The 21,146-nt window shown below is 45.0% G+C and carries 15 protein-coding genes; 4 read left to right on the top strand and 11 right to left on the bottom strand.

Annotated elements, in window-relative coordinates; genetic code table 11:
- The first annotated feature begins 93 nt into the window (after window positions 1-93).
- On the top strand, window positions 94-354 hold the full coding sequence (locus MHI06_RS13605; protein ID WP_340401825.1) for a hypothetical protein: 261 nt from the start codon (window positions 94-96) through the stop codon (window positions 352-354).
- A 76-nt stretch (window positions 355-430) separates the two neighbouring features.
- Here the strand turns inward: MHI06_RS13605 and MHI06_RS13600 are convergent, their stop codons facing one another.
- From MHI06_RS13600 to MHI06_RS13575, 6 genes are all read right to left on the bottom strand, one after another.
- Window positions 431-2,074, bottom strand: a complete 1,644-nt coding sequence (locus MHI06_RS13600; RefSeq protein ID WP_340401824.1) for an extracellular solute-binding protein — start codon at window positions 2,072-2,074, stop codon at window positions 431-433.
- 118 nt (window positions 2,075-2,192) lie between these two features.
- Entirely contained in the window at window positions 2,193-3,872 is a 1,680-nt protein-coding gene (locus tag MHI06_RS13595; protein ID WP_340401823.1) for a response regulator, read from the bottom strand.
- Between the two features lie 4 nt (window positions 3,873-3,876).
- Window positions 3,877-5,625: a histidine kinase gene (locus MHI06_RS13590; protein ID WP_340401822.1), complete on the bottom strand. Its 1,749-nt coding sequence runs from the start codon at window positions 5,623-5,625 to the stop codon at window positions 3,877-3,879.
- Between the two features lie 92 nt (window positions 5,626-5,717).
- Window positions 5,718-6,608: a carbohydrate ABC transporter permease gene (locus tag MHI06_RS13585; RefSeq protein ID WP_062834211.1), complete on the bottom strand. Its 891-nt coding sequence runs from the start codon at window positions 6,606-6,608 to the stop codon at window positions 5,718-5,720.
- Window positions 6,609-6,623: 15 nt separating this feature from the next.
- Window positions 6,624-7,529 carry an ABC transporter permease subunit gene (locus MHI06_RS13580; protein ID WP_091016626.1) on the bottom strand — a complete coding sequence of 302 codons (906 nt, stop codon included), beginning with the start codon at window positions 7,527-7,529 and terminating at the stop codon, window positions 6,624-6,626.
- A gap of 148 nt (window positions 7,530-7,677) precedes the next feature.
- The gene (locus tag MHI06_RS13575; protein WP_340401821.1) at window positions 7,678-11,418 is read right to left on the bottom strand and encodes an alpha-L-arabinofuranosidase C-terminal domain-containing protein; all 3,741 of its coding nucleotides are present in this window, start codon (window positions 11,416-11,418) and stop codon (window positions 7,678-7,680) included.
- A 391-nt stretch (window positions 11,419-11,809) separates the two neighbouring features.
- Between MHI06_RS13575 and MHI06_RS13570 the strand changes: the two genes are divergently transcribed.
- Complete coding sequence (locus tag MHI06_RS13570) at window positions 11,810-14,227, top strand: family 43 glycosylhydrolase (RefSeq protein ID WP_340401820.1); 2,418 nt, start codon at window positions 11,810-11,812, stop codon at window positions 14,225-14,227.
- Window positions 14,228-14,393: 166 nt separating this feature from the next.
- On the opposite strand, the gene MHI06_RS13565 is transcribed toward MHI06_RS13570, so the two are convergent.
- Window positions 14,394-14,948 (bottom strand): XRE family transcriptional regulator, encoded by a 555-nt coding sequence (locus tag MHI06_RS13565; RefSeq protein ID WP_340401819.1) that lies wholly within the window; start codon window positions 14,946-14,948, stop codon window positions 14,394-14,396.
- Between the two features lie 129 nt (window positions 14,949-15,077).
- Between MHI06_RS13565 and MHI06_RS13560 the strand changes: the two genes are divergently transcribed.
- Entirely contained in the window at window positions 15,078-15,659 is a 582-nt protein-coding gene (locus tag MHI06_RS13560) for a LysE family transporter (RefSeq protein ID WP_340401818.1), read from the top strand.
- Between the two features lie 50 nt (window positions 15,660-15,709).
- On the opposite strand, the gene MHI06_RS13555 is transcribed toward MHI06_RS13560, so the two are convergent.
- The gene (locus tag MHI06_RS13555; RefSeq protein ID WP_340401817.1) at window positions 15,710-16,687 is read right to left on the bottom strand and encodes an MBL fold metallo-hydrolase; all 978 of its coding nucleotides are present in this window, start codon (window positions 16,685-16,687) and stop codon (window positions 15,710-15,712) included.
- Between the two features lie 200 nt (window positions 16,688-16,887).
- On the opposite strand from MHI06_RS13555, the gene MHI06_RS13550 reads away from it, so the two are divergent.
- Window positions 16,888-17,865, top strand: coding sequence for an alpha/beta hydrolase (locus MHI06_RS13550; RefSeq protein ID WP_340401816.1), 978 nt, complete (start codon window positions 16,888-16,890; stop codon window positions 17,863-17,865).
- An 86-nt stretch (window positions 17,866-17,951) separates the two neighbouring features.
- Here MHI06_RS13550 and MHI06_RS13545 read toward each other — a convergent pair whose 3' ends face one another.
- The 3 genes from MHI06_RS13545 to MHI06_RS13535 form a co-directional block, all read right to left on the bottom strand.
- Window positions 17,952-18,599 (bottom strand): hypothetical protein, encoded by a 648-nt coding sequence (locus MHI06_RS13545; RefSeq protein ID WP_340401815.1) that lies wholly within the window; start codon window positions 18,597-18,599, stop codon window positions 17,952-17,954.
- Between the two features lie 311 nt (window positions 18,600-18,910).
- On the bottom strand, window positions 18,911-20,392 hold the full coding sequence (locus tag MHI06_RS13540; RefSeq protein WP_340402111.1) for a DHA2 family efflux MFS transporter permease subunit: 1,482 nt from the start codon (window positions 20,390-20,392) through the stop codon (window positions 18,911-18,913).
- A 68-nt stretch (window positions 20,393-20,460) separates the two neighbouring features.
- Entirely contained in the window at window positions 20,461-21,048 is a 588-nt protein-coding gene (locus MHI06_RS13535) for a TetR/AcrR family transcriptional regulator (protein ID WP_169479623.1), read from the bottom strand.
- Window positions 21,049-21,146 lie beyond the last annotated feature (98 nt).

Raw genomic sequence — 21,146 nt, 5'->3', positions numbered from 1 at the left:
GTCTGTTTATCAGACAGCATGTCTTCCGTCTAGCACCTTTCCTCCTACTTTTCATCTACTATGAAGAACCTTAATAGAAAAGAGATGATTCGAATGGCTCGTGTCAATGCTGTTCCACAACCGGATCTGGTATTAATCTATTGGTCTAGAAATCCGCTCATTCCCGGTTCTGCGCGCAGAATCCAAAGTGTGCGTGTGATTGGTAATACGTCTCCATGTACATTCACGTTGGTTCCCGGTGCACGACTGATCAATGCACTGAACTGCTTGCTCGACAATGATATTGGATTCAGAGTGGTATACCGCTACAAAACGTCAGAAATCAGTGGAATTCTGTTATTGAAACGCAAATAATCAGTAACATAAAAAATGGTGCCTCTCTTAGAGAGCGCACCATTTTTTCATTCTTGGATTATCTTAATTAATCCTTCTATTGGTTAGCTGCGATTGTATCGTTCACTTCTTGTGTGATCTGATCCCCGCCAAGTTTCTTCCAATTGGCTACAAAGTTATCAAACTCGTCAATCGACAAGTTACCATAGATGATTTTCAGAAATGTCTCGGCTCTCAGTTTATCCAGTGTGGCTTGCTTGGTATTCATCGTTCTCGTCGGTGCATAGATGAATTCATTCATGACAATGAGGTCATTATCCCGATAATATTTAATCACACCTTGTGAACTCTCTGGACCAAAGATACGCTCCATATGCCACTTGTCGAGATTCCCATTCCGATAATCCATAATATCGTCATAGAACAGCTTCGCTTCGAGTTCCAATCCGGACGTATCTCCTGTTTTGAGCGCCTGCTCTACTTCATCCTGAGCCTTCACATTTTTGTTGGCTGGCAGGTTGGAGACCGTTGCATTATGAAAACCAAGACCCGTCAGTCCATTCAAATAAGCAGCCCGTTCTTCCTTGGCAGACTCACCAAACATTTTTTCTGCCTGGAAATTGAGCAGCTTAATTAACGCTTCCGGATGCTCGTAGCCTTTGCGAACGGCAAATATACCGCCCAGACTAAGATGATTCTGTGTTTTGGCTGGCTGATCATCGATGGATTGAACCGGGTAAGACATCCAGTCGATGTTCTGGTCTTTCTTAATCATGCTGCTAACCTGAAAAGGTGCCCATTGTGGCAGGAAGAACATGCCTGACTTGCCTGCATTCACATCCTCCATCATTTTAGCAAAATCCTTAACGCCAAATTCGGGATCAAGCACACCCTTCTGATACAGAGTCTGAAGCTCACGCAATCCTTCTTTCACTTCCGGTTGGATCGTTCCGTTCACGACTTGACCTGAAGCATCCTTAATCCAGGTTTCGAGATAACCATGATAACCGAGCAGGAACGCGTTTATAGGCAAATCCTTGTTCAAGGCAATGCCATACGTATCATCTTTGCCATTTCCGTCTGGATCTTCGAAGGTAAAGGCTTCTGCAATCTGGATGACATCCTGCATGGACTTGGGCGCTTCAAGACCGACCTTTTTCAACCAATCCTGACGAATCCAGATCATATCCGAGGAATCCAGCGAGCCTGGGAAACTCACCATGGCGTATACTTTGCCATCCTTCGTTACCGGCTTCAAACCTGCTCCATCTTCAGCAGACATGAACTCCTTCACCAGTTCGGATGCATACTTGTCATATACTTCGGTCAGATCCTCCAGCATTCCCGCTTCATGCAGTTGTTCGAATTGAACAGCGCTCACTTTCAGTACATCCGGCAGATCACCACTCGCCAGCGTGACGTTCATCTTATCGTTATAATTGGCATCCGGAACAATCCATTCGTACGTTACATCAATACCGAGTTCATCCTTGTACCCTCTGGTCCAGATGTTATTGGCGTGTGTATCTCCTTGGGCAAGAGATTCTTTCCCTGTTTCATTCATGGTGGACGTCAATTTAATGGGTGGGTCATATTTCGTAAGTGGTCCTCCCGCATCCTGCTGTGTGTTCGGCTCAGCTTCATTCTCGGCACTTCCCGCACCAGACGAACAGGCAGCAAGTGTGGTGGCCAGCACCATGGTTAATGTTAATAATGAGAACTTCTTGAATGATATATTCATGCGAATCCCCCTTTTTTCTCCTCCCGTGAGGTATAATTTCATCTTACAAAGAAAGCGCTATCACTTCGAGTGTATCCCGTTGACATCTGGTATCTTTGATTTACCATTTGAGACATCCCTAGCTTTTCTGATCCCGATACTCTTGAGGGGTGCAGCCTATTGCTTTTTTGAAGAAACGATAAAAATAATGCTGATCGCTAAATCCAACCTTCGCAGATATTTCATGCATTTTGCAGGAAGAACCCAGGAGCAACTCTTTGCTTAGCTCTACTCTGCGGTCATGGATGTAGTCGGATATGCCTTTACCTGTAATCCGTTTGTACCAACGCGACAGATAAGAAGGGTTAAGAGAGACTTCCTGTGCGATTCGCGTAAGTGAGAGGTCATCCTCCAGATGGTGTTTGATATAATGATGGATCGTGATCAGAATCTGTGATTGATCATTCAGGCGGACATCGCTACGTTTCGAGATCATCCATTCATATGCAGATTGATAAAATAGGACCAGATCCGTCCACGCGGTATGGATGTCAAAATGCAGCATTCGAGGCAGTGATATCTCTTCCATTGCCGATTCATATAACCCCAGTTCATGCAGGACTTCAATGAGCACACTTGCTGCACCCGTATACGTTTTCATGCGAAAGAATGGATCTTGAAGTCCCTCCTTCGCAGCCTCGGTCCATTTATGGAAGGACTCTATCCATTCCCGATCCCCAGCGGTTATTCGCTGTTTGATCTGATCCAGATGCAGCGCTACAACACCCTGTTGATTCATAATGCTAGGGGTGTAAGGCAATTCATCCTGAATATTTACACGCAGGAGCTTTTCCATCCCAAGCCCGGGACTCTCGTGAATCGACAGACGTAACTGCGCGATCGCCTGATTAACCCTGCTCCACTCTACAGCCTGCTCACTAACCATGATGGATACAGAGAGATTCAGGCAGTCCGCACAGGATTGCTGCACTGACTCCAATGTGCCATAGACAAAACGAAGGGTCTGTATCCAGCTATCTAGCTGACTCCCTCGCTCCTCTTGCGTATTAGATCCGTTGGACGGATGCCCCTCTTGGGATTGAATAAAGCACGCGATGACCTGAGCGTCCAAATCGATCGCCTTCACCTTGGCCTTGTCTTGCAGTAGCTCCTCCGCAACATTGGCAACGGCATAGCGGATGAGACTGCGATCCGCCTGAGATTGATAGTTGTTCCACTCCTCTACCCGTATAATCACAGGAATAACGAGTTGATCGGATTGAAAAGGTAACTGCACAGCATCCAGTTCTTCCTGAAGCGAAGCGATATCATGTCTATCCGTTCGCTTAAGCACATCCAGCAGTAATTGACGTTGTAACTGAGGCAGTGCTCGTGGCAATTTACTACGAAACCATGCAGCTTGGTAGCGAAAATCATTTTCTTCCGAGATCTGTGTTAACGCCCGTTCTACCGCAGCTCGAATATGATTCATTCCCTCTGTTTTTAACAGGTAATCAACAACACAAGGATTTCGAATAGCTTGGTGTGCATAATCGAATTCGTTATGACCCGTCAGCAACAGCACTTTACATCGTGGCCACCGATCCATAATCTGCTCTATCAATTGCATACCATCCATACCAGGCATACAGATATCGCTGAGTACAATATCAATCTTTACCGAGTTCAGCCAATCGATGGCTTCAAAAGCAGAGTATGCCTTAATAATCTCCATGTCCTGAATATTTGCCTTTTGAAAGAACGCATACAGTCCATCCAAAATAACGGGTTCATCATCAACAATAAGCATCCGCTGCATAACACTACTCCCCTTTCCATGGAATTTTCACTAGAATGCATAACCCACCGAGCTCACTTCGCTGCGCTGTAAGACCATAGGCGGCCCCGAATTTGATTTTTAATCGCTGATTCACATTCATGAGCCCGGTTATCTCTTCGTTTCCATGTTTCCGCTCTGTTTCCTCAAAGGCAGATTGCAGGTAATTCAAGGTTTCGTCCGATAACTGATCCCCATCATCCTCAATACGAATGGACAGGTAACCCTGCTCCTGTTGGTATGAAAGCTGTAGAATTCCTCCCTGACTACGCTTGGCTAGTGCATGCTCGAACACATTTTCCACGATTGGCTGGATGATGACTCTGGGAATCGAAATCATTTTGTACCTCGTATCCAGATTCTCCAATTCCAATTGAATCCTCGAACCAAACCGAATTTTCTGAATGGATGCATAGACCAGCGCATGGTCAATCTCAGCCCCCAACGAAACCTCCGTATGAGAATCCCGGGACATATATCTGAAATATTGGCCCAGATAGTCGGTGAATTCCTGAATGAGCTCCAAATTCTCCACCTCAGCCATTTGCTTGATGCTGAACAGACTATTGTATAGAAAGTGAGGTTGAATCTGGGATTGCAGATGTTTGAGTTCCGCCTCACTTGTTCGAATCCGTGCTACATAATTCTCATCGATCAAGATATGTAAGCGCTCTATCATATGGTTGAATCGAGAGTACAAATAGCCGAATTCATCCCTTCTGGATGAAGGAATATGTACGCTTGTCTGGCCCTGCTCTGCCATCCTGAATCCTCGAATGAGTACCGCTAGCGGTTGGTGAATTGATCTGTAGATCGAAAACGAGAAGACAACAATGATCACAACCGACATGAAGGTGACCATCCATAACCATACGTTGTATTGTTCCAGCGGTGCTCTCAGCACATCTTGCGGTATAGTGGCTGTCAGCGTGAACGAGTGATCCTTATCATGTAACGAATAATAGAGATATGGATCGGATTGAAACTTCGTAACTTGCATGGACTCGGACGGTTCAGGCGAAACTGTTCGAAGCGGTTTAACAGGTGCTGGCTGCTCTGAAGAAGAGATCACTACATGTTGCTGTTCACCAAAACTCAGTGTAATCTCACTTTCGCCCGTTTCCGATAGCTGCTGCAAACGATGTTTCAGTTCTTCAGCAGACAAGCGTATCCCTAATATGAAATTGGGTGGCTCCTCATAGTTCATGTTATATGGATTACTTTTCAGAAAATAGAGATCGTTATTGGAATGTGATAATTCGCCATTCAGATTGCCCATCGTGGCGAGCAGATTCTGCCACTCGTTATCCTCCACGTCGCGAATCCCGTCCGCGGCACTGACCCGTTTGTGTAGAGCAGGAACATAGTACACCACATCACTAATGTAGGGGCTCGTTACCATGATCTGACTCAGCTTGTTGTGAATGTTGTTCAGACTGGAAGTGACTTCATACCTGCTCATAATCGCGGCTCGTGTACTTAGCGTGGACATGGTTTCATCAAATGAAAATTCGGTAACCAGCGCACTCATTCGCTCCAATTCGAATTGCAGATGATTATGATAGAAGTACAATTTGGATTCATGTGCCTTCTCCACCTCCGTCTGCATCTGCTTGGAGCTGACTTGCGTAATCATAATGCTTATCCCGTACAAGGGCAGAATGACCAGTACAAAAGCAATCATCAGTTTAACGACAATGGATGACTCTCTCCATCTCCCCTGGATGAATCGCAATGTTTCCCTCCTCCTTTCCTCACTCTCTTCAATAGCAAAAAAGGAGCCGGAAATCGGCTCCTTCTTTCCATCGGTTTTTCCTCCTATCGATCTTATCCCTTAACACTTCCGACAACAAGCCCATGAACGAAATACCGCTGCAGGAATGGGTACACGAGCAGAATCGGAATAACGGACAAAAAGATCTGGGAAGCTTGAGTCGTTCTATCCGATACCTGACTTAAGAGCGTCGCATCCTCCAACGTCATCATCTCGCTCTGGATCATCGTCACCTGCTGTAACATGGACTGAAGATACGTAGCGAGCGGATAGCCTTCCGGACTCTTCATATAGATCATGCCATCAAACCAGGCGTTCCAGTGTCCTACCATGGCGAACAACGTAATGGTCGCGATACTTGGCAGAGAGATCGGTAGATAAATGCTCCATAGTGTGCGAAAATGCCCCGCCCCATCCATCCAAGAAGCTTCTTCAAGCTCCTTCGGCAAACCTCGGAAGAAGTTGAGCATAAGCAGCACATTAAAGATCGGAACGGCACCCGGCAGAATCAGAGCCCAGATGGAATCCAGCAGACCCGCTTCCTTAACCACCAGATAACCCGGGATCAATCCTCCACTGAATAACATGGTGAATACGAAGATCCAGGCATAGAACGTTCTTGAACGGAACTTGGCAGCCTCTTTGGAGAGCGGATAAGCTACCAGAATTGTGAAGATCAGATTGGTTGTAACTCCCAGAACTACACGAAGAAGGCTGGTGCCGAATGAGTTCAGGAATTGCTGGTTTTCCAGAATGTATTGATACGAGGACAACGTAAAATCCACAGGCCAGAATGTGACACTGCCCGCTTTGACTGCATCACTTGAACTAAATGAAATGGCTAATATATTCACAATCGGGAACAGGCATAACAAGGCAAGAATGGTCAGGATGACGTAGTTAAACCCTAGAAACCACCGATAGGCTCTTGAAGCGTGGTGCATGATTCTGCCTCCTTTCTAGAATATCCGATAATTCGCAAACCGATAGGCCAAGAAATAACCAAGTCCGATAAAAATGAAGGAAACGACCGATTTGATCAGACCCAACGCTGTCGATACAGAATACTGTGCATCCTGCAATCCGATCCGGTAGATCATCGTATCCAGGATATCTCCTGATTCATATACCAATGGATTATAGAGGTTGAACACTTGGTCAAAACCGCCGTTGAGTACATTTCCCAGACTAAGCGTTACCATCAAAATTACGATCGGGCGAATGCCTGGCAGTGTAATATGCCATGTCTGTTTCCATCTTCCTGCGCCATCCATAACAGAGGCCTCATACAGAGACTTATCAATATTCGTGAGGGCAGCCAGATAGATAATCGTACCAAATCCGAATTCTTTCCATTGATCTGTAATGACAAGTATGTAAGGGAACCACTCGTTACTAGCCAGGAATTGAATCGGGTCAATCCCCAAGGCTTTCAACAACATATTAACGATCCCGGTGCTTGGAGATAACACATCCACGATGATTCCCGCCAGAATAACCCATGAGAAAAAATGAGGCATATAGATCACGGTCTGAATCGTTCGTTTAAATCCTGTCTTGCGAACCTCATTGAGCAATAAGGCTACAAGTACCGGAATCACCAAGCCGGACACAATTTTCATCGTTGATATAAATACCGTATTCCATACAACCTGCGAGAACCCCGGCAGATCGAACAGGTACCTGAAATTGTCCAATCCCACCCAATTCATGTTTTTGAATCCGGCAATGGGAGAAAAATTCTGAAAGGCAATAGACAACCCCGCCATCGGAATGTAACCGAATACAATAATAATGAGCAGTCCAGGCAGAATCATGAGATGAAGCGGAACGTTTCGGATAAATTGTTTGTAGTTGGAACGCATAAGCTGACTCCTCCTTCAACATTTATTATAGGAGCAGCCAGATCACCGCAATAGTGTGGGCTATTTACTTTGGGTATCTTTTGTTGACTCTCTACCCTGGAACGCCAAAAAACCGCGATATCCGCGGTCTCTTGTTTACGATGTTGATTTAATTCAGAATATCCAAAACTAATACATTCACTGAATGAGCTGTTAAGTTAAGCACCACCGATGTATCGGATAGTGTAACCTCCTGTTCTTGGGGAACCACTTTCTCATCATTCTTCTGATTCACATTCGGAACATGCACCAAATGATCTTCTCCAGTAAGCGTGATCAATCTGGCTGAAGCATCAACCTTCAGATCCTGCAGGCAAATCCGGGTTGATTTATCCACACCATCTGCATTCACCAGTTTCACATACACATGCCGTGCGTCTTTCGTAACAGAGTGAAATACTTCCCGGTTGTAAGCTTCCAGCTTGTAATCCAGAATCTTGCTGGTAGTGCGACCGTCTGTATAGGAGCAGATCAGATTCTTGCCTGTGTCCCCACCATAGTTAACCGTAATCGTATAATTGGTCCCATTCTCGAGTGGTTCATAGTTGGCCGCTCTCAGGTTACCTGCTGCCGAACTGGATGAATAGTCTCCCAAGGTGTAACCCTCAATCCCTTGTTTGTAAACCTTCACCGCTGTGGCACTTCCCCCGTAACTGATTGCGTACTCGATGACATCCTTATTCTCGAGCGAGATATCCATCAGTCCCACGCCGATGTAAAAACCATCCTCACCTGAAATTCTTTCAGCCTCAACGTGAACTTGGTAGTTGGTCCATTCGTCATTCAACAGGTACAATCCGTTCAATCCACTTATTTGTGCCTTCAAGATGAGCCCTTTCCCAGCGGTTAACGTGTATCCTTCCGATCCGGGAATCTGGCTCCATGCCTCACTAGGCTCTGTACGTTCTCTGAAATCTTCATCAAACATTAAACTTCCATCCACATTGGACGTCACCGTAACTCGCTTCACCACGATGTCTGCATGACCTGTTGCAATTTCGATGCCGCCACGCGGAATGAGATTCAACGGTTTGCCTTTGCTATAGGTGGAGAATGAAGTCTGAAGCACCTGATCTCCTACATGTTTTGCAAAAAGCTGCTGTACATAATAATTCGGTGTATACCAAACCGTTTCATCATCAAACCAGATGCAGTCTGGCGTCCAGCGGTAAGTACCGTCCGTTAGTACTTTGTTGAACAATGGCGCATAGGCAGCCAAACGCACAACGTCCGCATTATTTTCAAATCCGGTTATGATCGCAGCTTCTGCGACCGCACCAGCCAGCGTGTTTTTGTCGGTGGAAGCATATTCTCCCACAAATACTTTGGATGTTTCTTTCCAATCGATACTTCCGTCTTCATGATAAGCCCGGTCATAATAATTGTACCGATCCGCGTTATTCAGTAAATATTCATTGGATCGGTAATAGTGCTCATCTGCGATGGTGTCCATGTAATTGTCCTGATTCTCATACCAGGTTACGGTCTCCTCAATCACCTCAGCACCATCCGCAAAAGCAACTTGAGCCGATCCGGTCAGATTCCCGCTGAGGAATTTCCATCCTTCCTGGTACGCATCATCATCTGCCTGAGCACCAACCGTCGAGATAATGTGCAGCTCATGATCAGGATAGTTCCGTTTCATGTAGTCATCTATCGAACGTTTGAATACTTCGAAGTTGGCAAAAAAATCAGTACCCCAGTTCTCATTGCCTACACCCAGATAACGAAGATCGAATGGTTCAGGATGTCCCATCTGGCTTCGTACCGCCGCCCATTCGTTGTGTTCAAAGTCTGTACTGAGCGCAAAATCAATTAAATCTGTAAAGTTGCGGATATAATACTCCCTTAAAGCGCCACCCGCAGGGTGAGCGTAATCCGATCGTGCCTGACACAACACACCGCAAGCCATAACTGGAACCGGAGCGGCATTGAGATCTTCCGCCAGTTGGAAGTACTCCATATAACCAAGCCCCATCGTCATCATGTAACCCCAGACATTATAATTCTCTTTGCGGAGCTCAACCGGACCCACAGAATCCTTCCAGTCATATACGTTATCCCAGATGAAAGATCCCTCCGAGATGCATCCTCCCGGAAAACGCAGGAACTTCGGATGAAGATCTGCGAGTGCTTGGATTAGATCTTTTCTCAATCGATAGTTCGGATTACCTGTATAGTTGGCATGTGCTGTAGCCGATATTCCTTCTTCTGCCGGATCAGCTCCCCATACATTCTGAGGGACTAAGGACACCATATCAACGGAGATGTCACCCTCAAACGTAAGTGCCAATTGACCAAGTGCAGTCTCCGTTCCAGTCAGAAGCAAACCGTATTTCTTCCATTTTCCCCCACCTTCAACCGGAAGCGTTACCGAATCACTGACGGAAGTGTCAGTCCCATCCTGTAATTGAACGGTGATCGTTCCTGCCGATTCTGCTTTTGCCCATACGGTAAAGTCATACGATTCACCCTGCTTGATGGACATGGCACAATGCTGGTTGGAGTCTGAGAATCCGCGATTTCGAATCGTTGCCCCATCCTGAACCGTTACATAATAAGCATTGACTTCAGGGTCTTCCACGTTAAAGTGAACGTTCAGTCCATCCGTATGCTGTACGAGCATTTTCTCCGTATCGCCTGACCAAGCAAACAAAGGCTCACGGTTTCGCCCTGTCGAACAACCACATTCTCCAGAGTCATGCGAGTACGTATCGAATGCAAAGGATTCAAATGATCGATTCTGAACAAGCTCTGCATAGATTCCGCCATCTGCCGCGTTGTTAATATCCTCGTAGAAAAGCCCATACATGACTTCACTGATGTCTGCCACCTTCTGATCCCCATGGATGGTGACCGTATAAGGTGGGAGATGCGCCGGCACAACAGACACGTCAAAGCTTTGGCTCAGCTTACGATCTCCTCTGTGCAGAAGCGCACGGAGCGTAACCTCTTGTGCCGATGTGATTGCCTGAACCTCTCCGTTCTCGGACAAGACTGCCGGCTCACTGGAATTCCACTGAACCTTCACTTTACCACCCAGCAAATCTGCTGGCAGTGACACATCTTTGGTGATAATTCGGTTTGGGAAGGACAAGTACTTGTCCGCCGCAAGCTTCACAATCGCTTCATCTGTCAGTGACTCACACATCACTTCAATGACTTCATCCATGGTGAGCGCTGCCCCATAGATCCGAAAGTCGGATAACGAACCTGCAAAATCCACATCCGCTGCATACTGGGAACGTCCGATATAATTCTGACTATAATTCTCAGGATCGGTGAACGAATCAAACCATTCCCGCAATTTGGCATAATTTCCGCTGGATGTCTGACTAATCGAACCGTCTGCAGCCTTCTCCCCATTCACATACACAATCGGACCTGCACTGCTCAACGTTCCCCCTTGGCTGCCTGCCACAGAGAGTGCAATATGCAGCCATTCTCCACTTGCAACTCCTCGACTTGGGTGGACAACCAGATTATCACCGGCATATAACGTACCCAGGAGCTGACGTGTCAGAAACATATAGGGTCCCTTCTCCCCTTTGCCAAAGTCAAAAATGCGTTCCCACACATTAGACCCCTTACCGAGAAATACCCAAGTTGCAATCGTAATTCCTGTGTTATCGCTTACATCACGAAGCAGATCCGAAGGTAATTGCAGATAAGAAGTTCCATTCTCTCCCCCGTTTAAAGTTACCGCCGATCTTCCTTTTAACTCGGATATGACAGGGGGTAACTCCCCTTTTGCCAAACTATCATGTCCGTTCCCGGAGCTGTCTTTCCCGATCTGAACAGCATCTTCGAACGTGTATTGTGCGATTAATTGGTTTTGATATGTGGTCATGTTCTTACCTCCTATGTAGTTTGAAATTGTTGTTACAGAATACTCACCTTTAATTCGTATAAGTATAAAATGATTGATAAATAATTAAACACTAATCTAAACGTAATAATATCCCATCATATAACCTAATTTCAATCCTAAATTTGAGAATAACAACTGTTTTATTTGAATGTAATGAGCCTTATCAGCTCTTCTCGGCTCTCTTTATTTATTCATTTTAGTCTTATAAACATTATATTTATGGTTTACAAACATATAAATCAATTGATAATATAACAAATGAAAGCGCTTGATATAATGAAATACTCAAAGGAGGTCTGCCGAACCTTATATCGTGTGTTGCCAAGTATCGGGTTATTTTTCATTCCGGGGATTAAGAAAGGGGAAACGTATGAAACGTTATTGGGTACGCGCACTTAACATTTCTGTACTAAGCACCACTTTACTTACTGCAACAACTTTGGCGCCGGTCTCGGTGTTCGCAAATGGTTCAGGGGCAACCGTTGGTAACTCGCAAGTGTCCACTGCACCTATCGCAAATCCTGCTCCAACATTTAAGAATGTTTCTGTGCATGACCCTTCCGTCATTAAGGTGGATGATACGTTTTATATTTTTGGTTCACACCTGCAAGTAGCTAAGTCCAAAGACTTTTTGAACTGGGATTTAGTCGCATCGGGTGTTACGGATAACAACCCTGTTGTACCCAATGTAACCCAAGAATTCGCTGAAGCGTTGGAGTGGGCACAGACGGATACGTTATGGGCAGCAGATGTCATTCAATTGGCGGACGGCAAATTTTATATGTACTACAATGCTTGTAAAGGGGACTCTCCGCGATCAGCGCTCGGCATTGCTGTCGCAGACAATATCGAAGGGCCTTATAAGGATCAAGGCATTCTGTTGAAATCCGGCATGTGGGATCAGATCAGTGAGGATGGTACCATTTACGATGCAACGATTCATCCCAATGTGGTCGATCCTGATGTCTTTTATGATAAGAACGGCAAGTTATGGATGGTGTATGGCTCGTATTCCGGAGGGATTTTCATTCTGGAGTTGGATGCGACGACAGGCAAACCTCTGCCGAATCAAGGTTATGGCAAGAAGCTGACTGGAGGCAACCACAGTCGTATTGAAGCCCCATACATGCTCTACAGTCCCGAAACCGATTATTATTATCTGTACCTGTCTTACGGTGGACTAGGTGCTGATGGAGGATATAACATTCGTGTAGCTCGCTCCCAAACACCGGATGGACCTTTCCTCGATGCGGAAGGAAACGATATGATCAACGTTAAAGCGGACAAGGATAAACCGTTGTTTGACGATCGTTCTATTGAGCCTTTTGGAGTCAAATTGATGGGGAACTTCCTGTTCGAGAGACAGATCGGTGATCCGGGCACAGGCCTAGGTAGCGGCTATGTATCGCCAGGGCATAACTCTGCTTATGTTGATCCGGAGACTGGCAAACAATTTCTCATCTTCCATACTCGCTTTCCAGAGCGTGGCGAAGAGCATGAAGTTCGCGTACATGAGATGCATATGAATGCAGATGGTTGGCCCGTTGTTTCTCCGTATCGATATGCGGCTCTGGGAGAAGATACAACGCAACTGACAACTCAGGATATCGCTGGTCAGTACCAATGGGTGAACCATGGTAAGGACATCACGGCGGATATCAAGCCATCACAGACGGTTCAGTTCACGGCAGATGGGCAGATTCATGGTGGCGTGACAGGAACATGGAGTCTTGGCGCAGACAACAAGGTTCAGATCACATCGAATAACATTCTGTACAAAGGCGTTTTCACACATGAATGGAATTCAGAATCTCAAAGTACGGTTCTGACCTTTAGCGCCCTCTCCTCCACCGGGATAGCCATCTGGGGAAGTCAGGGTGTTGAACGGAGTGATCAAGACATTGTAGATGCGGTGAAAAAGGATCTGAGTATCAGCAATACGGATCACGTGTTCTTCAATCTGTCTCTTCCTACAAAGGGAACAAGTGATGCAGACATTACGTGGAAAAGCTCCAACACTTCGGCTCTATCGGCTACAGGTGTAGTGCAGCGACCACGCGCTGGTAAGGGCGATGCCAAAGTCAAATTAACCGCAACGATTCGTAAAGGAACTGCGGTAAGCTCCAAAACGTTTAACGTTATCATTCCACAGCAAGCGGTAAGCCCATTGCTCGGGGAGTATACTTTTGATCAAAAGAAACTTGGCAAAGTCGCACAGGATTACAGCAAAAACGAATATCACGGACAAGCCTTTAACGTGGTCAGTTCTGCTGCTGGTGGCAAAAATCAGGCTGCTACATTCAATGGGACAGACAGTTTCATCCAGTTACCTGGCCTCGTTACAGATACAACGGATTTCACGTTTAGCGCTTGGGTCAATTGGGACGGCGGCGGGTCCTGGCAGCGTATTTTCGACTTTGGAAATGGTTTGACGAGGCATATGTTCCTTACTCCCTCCCAGCATAATGGAGCTTTACAATTCACCATTCATAATGAGGGTCGGGATCAGAGTCTGATTGCTGCAAATCCACTGCCTGCTAAAGAGTGGGTTCATGTGGCTGTAACCCTACAGGGTGATGTAGGGACTCTATATGTGAATGGCACATCGGTTGCAAGCAGCTCCGAGATCACTTTTAACCCGAAAGATCTGCAAGTAACGGAAGCTTATGTGGGCAAAAGTCGTTATACGTCTGATCCGTTCTACAAAGGCAGTCTGGATAACGTAAGAGTGTATGATAAAGCATTAACAGCCAAGGAAATCCAGCGTCAGGCCAAAGAAAAACCTTAAGTCAGAATCATATCGCAAGCTGTCGGCTCCACAGCGTACACATCAATAAAGCAGCCAATGTATTGAACTGAACCCTTTGTTAGACATGACTAACAAGAGAGCAGCAGTTCATTACATCAGGCTGCTTTATTGTCATTCCATTCATGTATGCATTCGTTCGTTCATTTCACTTCGAATAATGAATAACCATGTTTAATTGGTTCGTCTTAGCACCGGAGTTAACATAGGCGTGAGGCTTGTCCGCTCCAAAACGGATCGACTCCCCTGAACTTACCGTATATTCTTCCGCCCCTACCCGAATCGTAACTTCACCTTCAAAGACCGTAATAAATTCTTCCGTACCTTCGATATGCGGTTCAGCATTCAACGCAGACTTAGGATCCATCTCCATCATATATATTTCAAAACGACGACCCTCTTCAAAAGGAAAATGCGGATAAATCCGAACCCTGCCCTCATCCTCCATCAACACTTGAATATCATCGCCCGTTACAACGGTAGTATCTGACTTCGGCTCGTGGATCAAAGCAGTAAAGGAAATTTTCAAGCCGTTGGCAATCTTCCATACGGTTGCAATCGATGGATTGGATTCGCCACGTTCAATCTGACCAAGCATGGTTTTACTAATACTGGACATTTCGGCGACCTTGTCCAGGCTTAACTTTCTTTGTTCCCGAAGCTGTTTCAAGTTCTGCGCAAGAATACTATTAATGTTTTTCAAAATCCATCCTCCTCATTTTATAATTGTATTGTGCTATATAACGCACATATTGTACAATGATAAAGATCGTACGCTATAACGTACATTTCAGATCATTATATCATACAACTAAGAAGACGTGGAGGATGCATGAACATCATACCTTTAGTGACATACGCAATTATCGCTTCATTTACACCTGGACCCAACAACATCATTTCCATGACACACGCAAGAAATCAGGGGTTCAGAAAGACCCTTCCGTTTATTGGCGGAGTTGCAGCCGGCTGCCTGCTTATTATGTTTCTGTCCAGTTATTTCAACCTTATTCTTCATCAATACATCCCTAGGATTACACCCGTCTTAAACGTATTAGGATGTGTGTACATGCTCTATCTGGCAATCAAAATCATGCAAAGTAAACCTGCAGATGCGCAAGAAAACAAGGTCAATCATTATTCATTTCTATTCGGGTTCACCCTGCAATTCATCAATCCCAAAGTCATTTTGTATGGGCTTACTGCCATATCCGTTTTTGTTCTGCCTCTTGGACAGTCCCATGTCCAACTGATCGTATTCTCCTTGCTGCTCACCTTTATCGGTATTAGTGCCAATATGACCTGGGCGTTCGGTGGTCTGTTATTCCAGAGCTTTCTATTGAGATACGAGCGGCCTGTTAATATCGTGATGGGTATGTTGTTAATCTATAGTGCACTATCGATCCTGCTGTAAAAAGCAATAGAAAAAGCGTCCACTCATCTGATGAGCTGAACGCTTTTATTTTATCCTAATTCCGGTCTCCACCACGGATGCCTTGGGTAATCCTCCGTATGAAGCACAACCTTCTCGCCAATTTTGGGTGTTGCAATGTTAACATTCAAGGCATGTGCTGCCTTGGTGATCCGTTCAACGGGTTCATTCCAGGCATGGTAGGCTAGTGTAAATGCGGCCCAATGAATCGGGATGAGCAACTTACCACCTACATCCAAGTGTGCTTGTACCGTTTCTTCCGGCATCATGTGAATGTTGGACCAACGCTCGTCATATTGCCCACATTCCATCAAGGTGAGGTCAAATGGACCGTATTTACTGCCAATCTCCTTGAAATGAGGACCATACCCGCTATCGCCACTAAAGAACACCTTCGTATGTTGTCCAGCGATAACCCACGAACACCATAAGGTAGAATTACGGTCGAATAATCCTCTGCCCGAGAAATGACGCGCTGGCGTGCAAGCGAATGTTATGCCTTTTAACGATAACTCATCCCACCAGTTATGCTCGGTAATCTGTTCTGAAGGCACACCCAGTTGAATCAGTCGCCGACGTACGCCGAGCGGCACGATAAATCGCTTTGTTTTATCCTTCAATCTGCGAATGGAGTCGTAGTCCAGATGGTCATAATGGTCATGCGATATAATGATTGCATCCAGAGCCGGGAAATCCTCCGGTTGAATCGGTAGATTGGTGCTATAACGTTTGGTACCCACCCAGGATACAGGTGATGGACGATTGCCAAGCATCGGATCAAACAGCAACCTATGCCCTTCAATTTCAAGCAAAAAAGCCGAATGACCGAACCATGTAACCTGTGGATTATCGGATGCACCGAAGGATTCAGCAGGTTCACATATCTCCATGGGCATCGTGCCAGATGGCCTCCGCTCTACATTGCCACGCATGGAATCTCTCAATATACTGATCAGGGACTTGAAGTTCATGCCTGCTGATGTCGGGAGCTGATTTTCATATTTTGTCATTGTGCATACCTTCTGTTCTATATAATCAATCTGTGATTCAACATTTGGATAAGATCTATTCATATCGTAGCTTTATATTAATTCATTGACCGTTAATATTCAATTTTCTGTTAATTAAGATAGAATTAAGACTCTGTTTTCTCTCGTATAAGATTGAGCATATATGATAGAGAAAATACATGGAGAGTATGTGAGAGAACATGAAGAAATGGCGCAAAAGATTAGTTAAGTTTTTGATATTCGACCTGTCGATCGTTCTGTTGCTTCTGGGTACTGGCGTGATCTACCAACAAGTGGGTTTAAGACAGGATGCAAAAATACTCGTACCTCCCGGAAAGCTCTACAAAGTCCACGGAGACAATATGCATTTATATACCGGTGGAGAAGGCGATGTAACCGTTGTGCTCGCCTCCGGCTGGGGTACCGCTAATCCCTATGTAGATTATTATCCATTATATGAAAAGCTTGCTCCCAACACAAAATTCGCTGTATATGACCGATTTGGCTATGGATACAGTGATCGAACCGATAAGAAACGTGATGTCGATACCGTAGCTGATGAATTGCATGAGTTATTAGAGGTGTCCGGACAAAAACCACCTTATGTTCTGGTCGGTCATTCCCTCGGCTCGTTGGAAACCATCCGTTTCGCACAAAAATACCCGGATCTCGTCAAGGGTATCGTCATGATTGATGGCGGAAGCCCTGAATATTATTTGAATGACGATGACTCTTTGGCAGACACAATTGGTGGTTTTGCGAATAAATTCCGTATTCAAACCGGACTATTCCGTCTCTCGATGCAATCTGACTTGGTTGTCGAGAATTCCAATGCCAATCGCAACGAACTGAAACTTGTACCCGACGATCTGAAACAGTTGGATACAACTGCCCTATTGTATAACTATGGCAATGCTAACACATTGGATGAATTACGTGAAATAGCTTCTAATGGCAAAATAGTCTTAGATCACAAGCAAACCTTACCGTTTCCGCTCACCATACTGACGGCTGATTACTTAGGTGCCAGTGAACCCGAATGGGATAAAACTCAAGTAGAGTTCAAATCTTGGTCAAATGATTCAAAACAGGTAACCATCAAAGATACCAATCATTACATCCATCAATATGGCCCTGATCTCGTTGCTGATGAGATATTAGCCCTGGTGAAGAAGTAACTTACACTCTAACAAAGTAAAGCAACTCTATATCACGAAAGAAACCCCAAAGATTCTCGAACGCTTTGGGGTTTTGGTTATGGAATTTATTGTGCTATCGCTAGTCTTGGTCGCTGGGATCTGAAATCATTGAAGGCTTGTTCGATCTCAGATGATGTAAGCTGGTGACGGTAAAAATACTGCTGCATTGCCTCCATCTCGTCACGTTCCCCATTGTAGATGTTTTCAATTCTCTGAAGTACTTCCTTATACAGACTCTCACGCCTGGACCTTACAGGCTCACACAACCAAAAGTCCGTTCTTTTCACATCTCCTGTCTCCGTCCAGAGCAAATTCTCATATCGGATGACATCCCAGTCGCAATATCCAGCATGAATCTGTTGAAGTTCCGTCGTTAATATATCGTATATTAAGTTGTGAGGAATGTGCCCATACTTCGTACGATAATTTTTCAGGCTGAATGCTTCAATCCATTCGGTTAGCGTGTACTCCCCTGGTGAATACGCATACAATTTGGGTGCATACGAATTGCCTTGCAATGACTGGAGAGCTTCACTTTCCATTTCTCCATCCAATTTTGCACGTGAAGCATATACTTTGAGACAGTAATTTTGCAATCTATATACAACCGAGCTATTACTGATAAGTGAAGCCTGTAGCGTCAGGTGGCCATTTTTTTCGTAGTGCAACAGCATCTTTTCGATGTTACTGCCAATGGAATTGATAATTATCATAACGATGTCTCCTTGAGTAAAGATAAAATATAAACCGTTTTCGAAATGGTTAAAAATTGCACTAATACATTCTATATTACCCTTTTATATTAGTATGAACATATACAATCTTGCCGGAACATGAAGTATTTGCTCTGAAATTCATTCGTTGAACCACCATATTCCGGCTATATCCTTACTCTAATGGCTGTAACCCGTTTCACGTCAACACCAAAAAAGACAAAATACTTACGCAAAAAGAGCGATGCGTCCTTAAGGTAAGGAACACATCGCTCTTATACAATATCAGAATATAATTGTTAGTTAATGGATTAATGCATAGGACCTTGTTGTCCTGGCGTTGATCCTATTTTGACCCGTTTCACGAAGAGTGAAGTAATCAGACCGATAATCGACAGAACTAATGCGAATACAAACGCATTCTGTACACCTGACGTGAAACCTGCCAGTTGATTTTCCGGACTTTCCGGATTCGCCACACCGCTCAAGAAGCTGGATTGTCCTGCGCTCAATATACTTACTGCAACTGCTGTACCAATGGCTCCAGACACCTGTTGCAGTGTATTCATGATGGCAGTACCGTGTGGATAGTACTCACGTGGCAATTGGTTCAGACCATTCGTCTGTGCAGGCATCATAATCATCGAGATTCCGACCATCATGAACACATGCAGCGTAATAATTTTGGCCAGTGTTGTTGTTGGTGTAATTCCAGTGTACATAAAGAGTACAACCGTTACGATAGCCAGACCAATAATCACAAGCCACTTCGGACCGAACTTGTCAAACAGTCGACCCATAACCGGAGACAGTAAACCATTCAGCAAACTACCCGGCAATAGAACCAGTCCGGCAATTAACGGTGTAACGGCCATCCCTTGTTGCAGATACATTGGCAGGATCAGCATCGATGACAGCATCATCATCATACAGATGAAGATCAGGATCAAACCAATCGTAAACATTGGATATTTGAACGCTCGCAGATCCATCATTGGCTGTTTCATTCTCAGCTGACGAATGCTGAATAACAACAAGGACAGTGCACCTATGACGATCGTGGAGATAACAACTGGACTTGTCCATCCACCGCCAGTTTCTCCATGTCCTCCTGCGCTACTGAAGCCATATACGATACCGCCAAAGCCCACTGTAGATAGAATGATGGAAAGTACATCAATTTTGGGCTTGGTCAATTTCGAAATATTCGGCAAGAACAGCACACCACATACCAATGAGATCAGGAAGAACGGCAAGGAAATCCAGAAGATCCAATGCCAGCTTAGATTAGCCAGAATCAGACCGGAGATACTCGGTCCGCTTGCTGGTGCAAACATGATAACCAAACCGATCAATCCCATGGCCGCGCCACGTTTTTCAATCGGGAATATAACCAATATGGTGTTAAACATCAGTGGCAACAATAGCGCTGTACCTATCGCCTGCAATACCCGTGCCACCAACAGAATTTCGAAGCTAGGTGCAAGTGCAGCAACAAATGTTCCTGCAATCGAGAAAATCAAAGAAGTTGTGAACAGCTGTCTCGTTGTAAACCACTGCAACAGCGTACCAGATATCGGTACCAGGATTCCCAATACTAGCAAGTATCCTGTCGTTAACCATTGAATCGTTGTAGGTCCTACTTCAAGCAGAGCCATAAGTGGCGTTAATGCCACATTTAATGCCGTTTCTCCAAACAGGCCAATGAAGCCGCTCAGTAGCATGGCGAACAAAATCGGAAATACCTTGTATTGCTTTGTTTCTTCTTGATTCTGTACAGAATCAGCCTTCATGGAAACCTCCACGATCCCATCCTCCTCAAACGTATCGAACTTTCTTTTTCTCTGTCTCTTGGTATAACTTATTGAATCTGTCTGGCATTCTTCGCCACAACCGACAAATAATCAGCAGCCGTCAGCAGGGGCTGTTTATCCTGATTCGTCAGGCTGATAATCAGTGCTCCCTCCATCAAGGAAATGACCAAAAGTGATGTCTCCCGCGCCTTCTCTTCACCAATACCATCCATAATCAGATGTTTCGTAATGACATCCTGCCAACCTGCAAATACACCTTGACAGGCAATGCGTAGCTGATGGCTGATGCAGGATGTCTCCACGGCTGCCCAGAAGCTGAATGGAAGGAATCCGGTAAAGCCAGCTGCTTCCGTTTCATGAGCCATATCGTGTATGAAGCGCTGAATTCCATCTGCCGTATTGTCATGAGCTGCGAAGGTTTCTTCAAACTTTTGCAGGATATGTTCATTGGCTTTTTGAATACACTCGTGCGCGAGCTCTTCCTTGCCTTGCGGGAAATAATGATACAACGACCCTTTCGGCGTACTACTCTCCTTGATGATCTGATTCAGACCGGTCGCATGATATCCTTGTGAAAAAAACAGTCTCGCTGCTGTGCTGACAATGGACTCTCTAGCATTAGACTTTTCACTCAACGAAAGCCACTTCCTTCAAATAATTATAACAATCGGTCTATATAATTAAACTCGTTCAGATAAGGACTGTCAATCATTTTTATTTCAAATTTTAATGT

The sequence above is a fragment of the Paenibacillus sp. FSL H8-0079 genome, assembly GCF_037991315.1.
Classification (GTDB): Bacteria; Bacillota; Bacilli; order Paenibacillales; family Paenibacillaceae; genus Paenibacillus.
The sequence above is the reverse complement of the archived record's forward strand: the minus strand, read 5'-3'. Positions and strand labels throughout refer to the sequence as shown.

Coding starts and splice junctions, on each gene's coding strand:
- MHI06_RS13605 (WP_340401825.1), top strand. CDS start 94: ATGGCTCGTGTCAATGCTGTTCCACAACCGGATCTGGTATTAATCTAT.
- MHI06_RS13600 (WP_340401824.1), bottom strand. CDS start 2,074: ATGAATATATCATTCAAGAAGTTCTCATTATTAACATTAACCATGGTG.
- MHI06_RS13595 (WP_340401823.1), bottom strand. CDS start 3,872: ATGCAGCGGATGCTTATTGTTGATGATGAACCCGTTATTTTGGATGGA.
- MHI06_RS13585 (WP_062834211.1), bottom strand. CDS start 6,608: ATGCACCACGCTTCAAGAGCCTATCGGTGGTTTCTAGGGTTTAACTAC.
- MHI06_RS13580 (WP_091016626.1), bottom strand. CDS start 7,529: ATGCGTTCCAACTACAAACAATTTATCCGAAACGTTCCGCTTCATCTC.
- MHI06_RS13575 (WP_340401821.1), bottom strand. CDS start 11,418: ATGACCACATATCAAAACCAATTAATCGCACAATACACGTTCGAAGAT.
- MHI06_RS13570 (WP_340401820.1), top strand. CDS start 11,810: ATGAAACGTTATTGGGTACGCGCACTTAACATTTCTGTACTAAGCACC.
- MHI06_RS13560 (WP_340401818.1), top strand. CDS start 15,078: ATGAACATCATACCTTTAGTGACATACGCAATTATCGCTTCATTTACA.
- MHI06_RS13555 (WP_340401817.1), bottom strand. CDS start 16,687: ATGACAAAATATGAAAATCAGCTCCCGACATCAGCAGGCATGAACTTC.
- MHI06_RS13550 (WP_340401816.1), top strand. CDS start 16,888: ATGAAGAAATGGCGCAAAAGATTAGTTAAGTTTTTGATATTCGACCTG.
- MHI06_RS13545 (WP_340401815.1), bottom strand. CDS start 18,599: ATGATAATTATCAATTCCATTGGCAGTAACATCGAAAAGATGCTGTTG.
- MHI06_RS13540 (WP_340402111.1), bottom strand. CDS start 20,392: ATGAAGGCTGATTCTGTACAGAATCAAGAAGAAACAAAGCAATACAAG.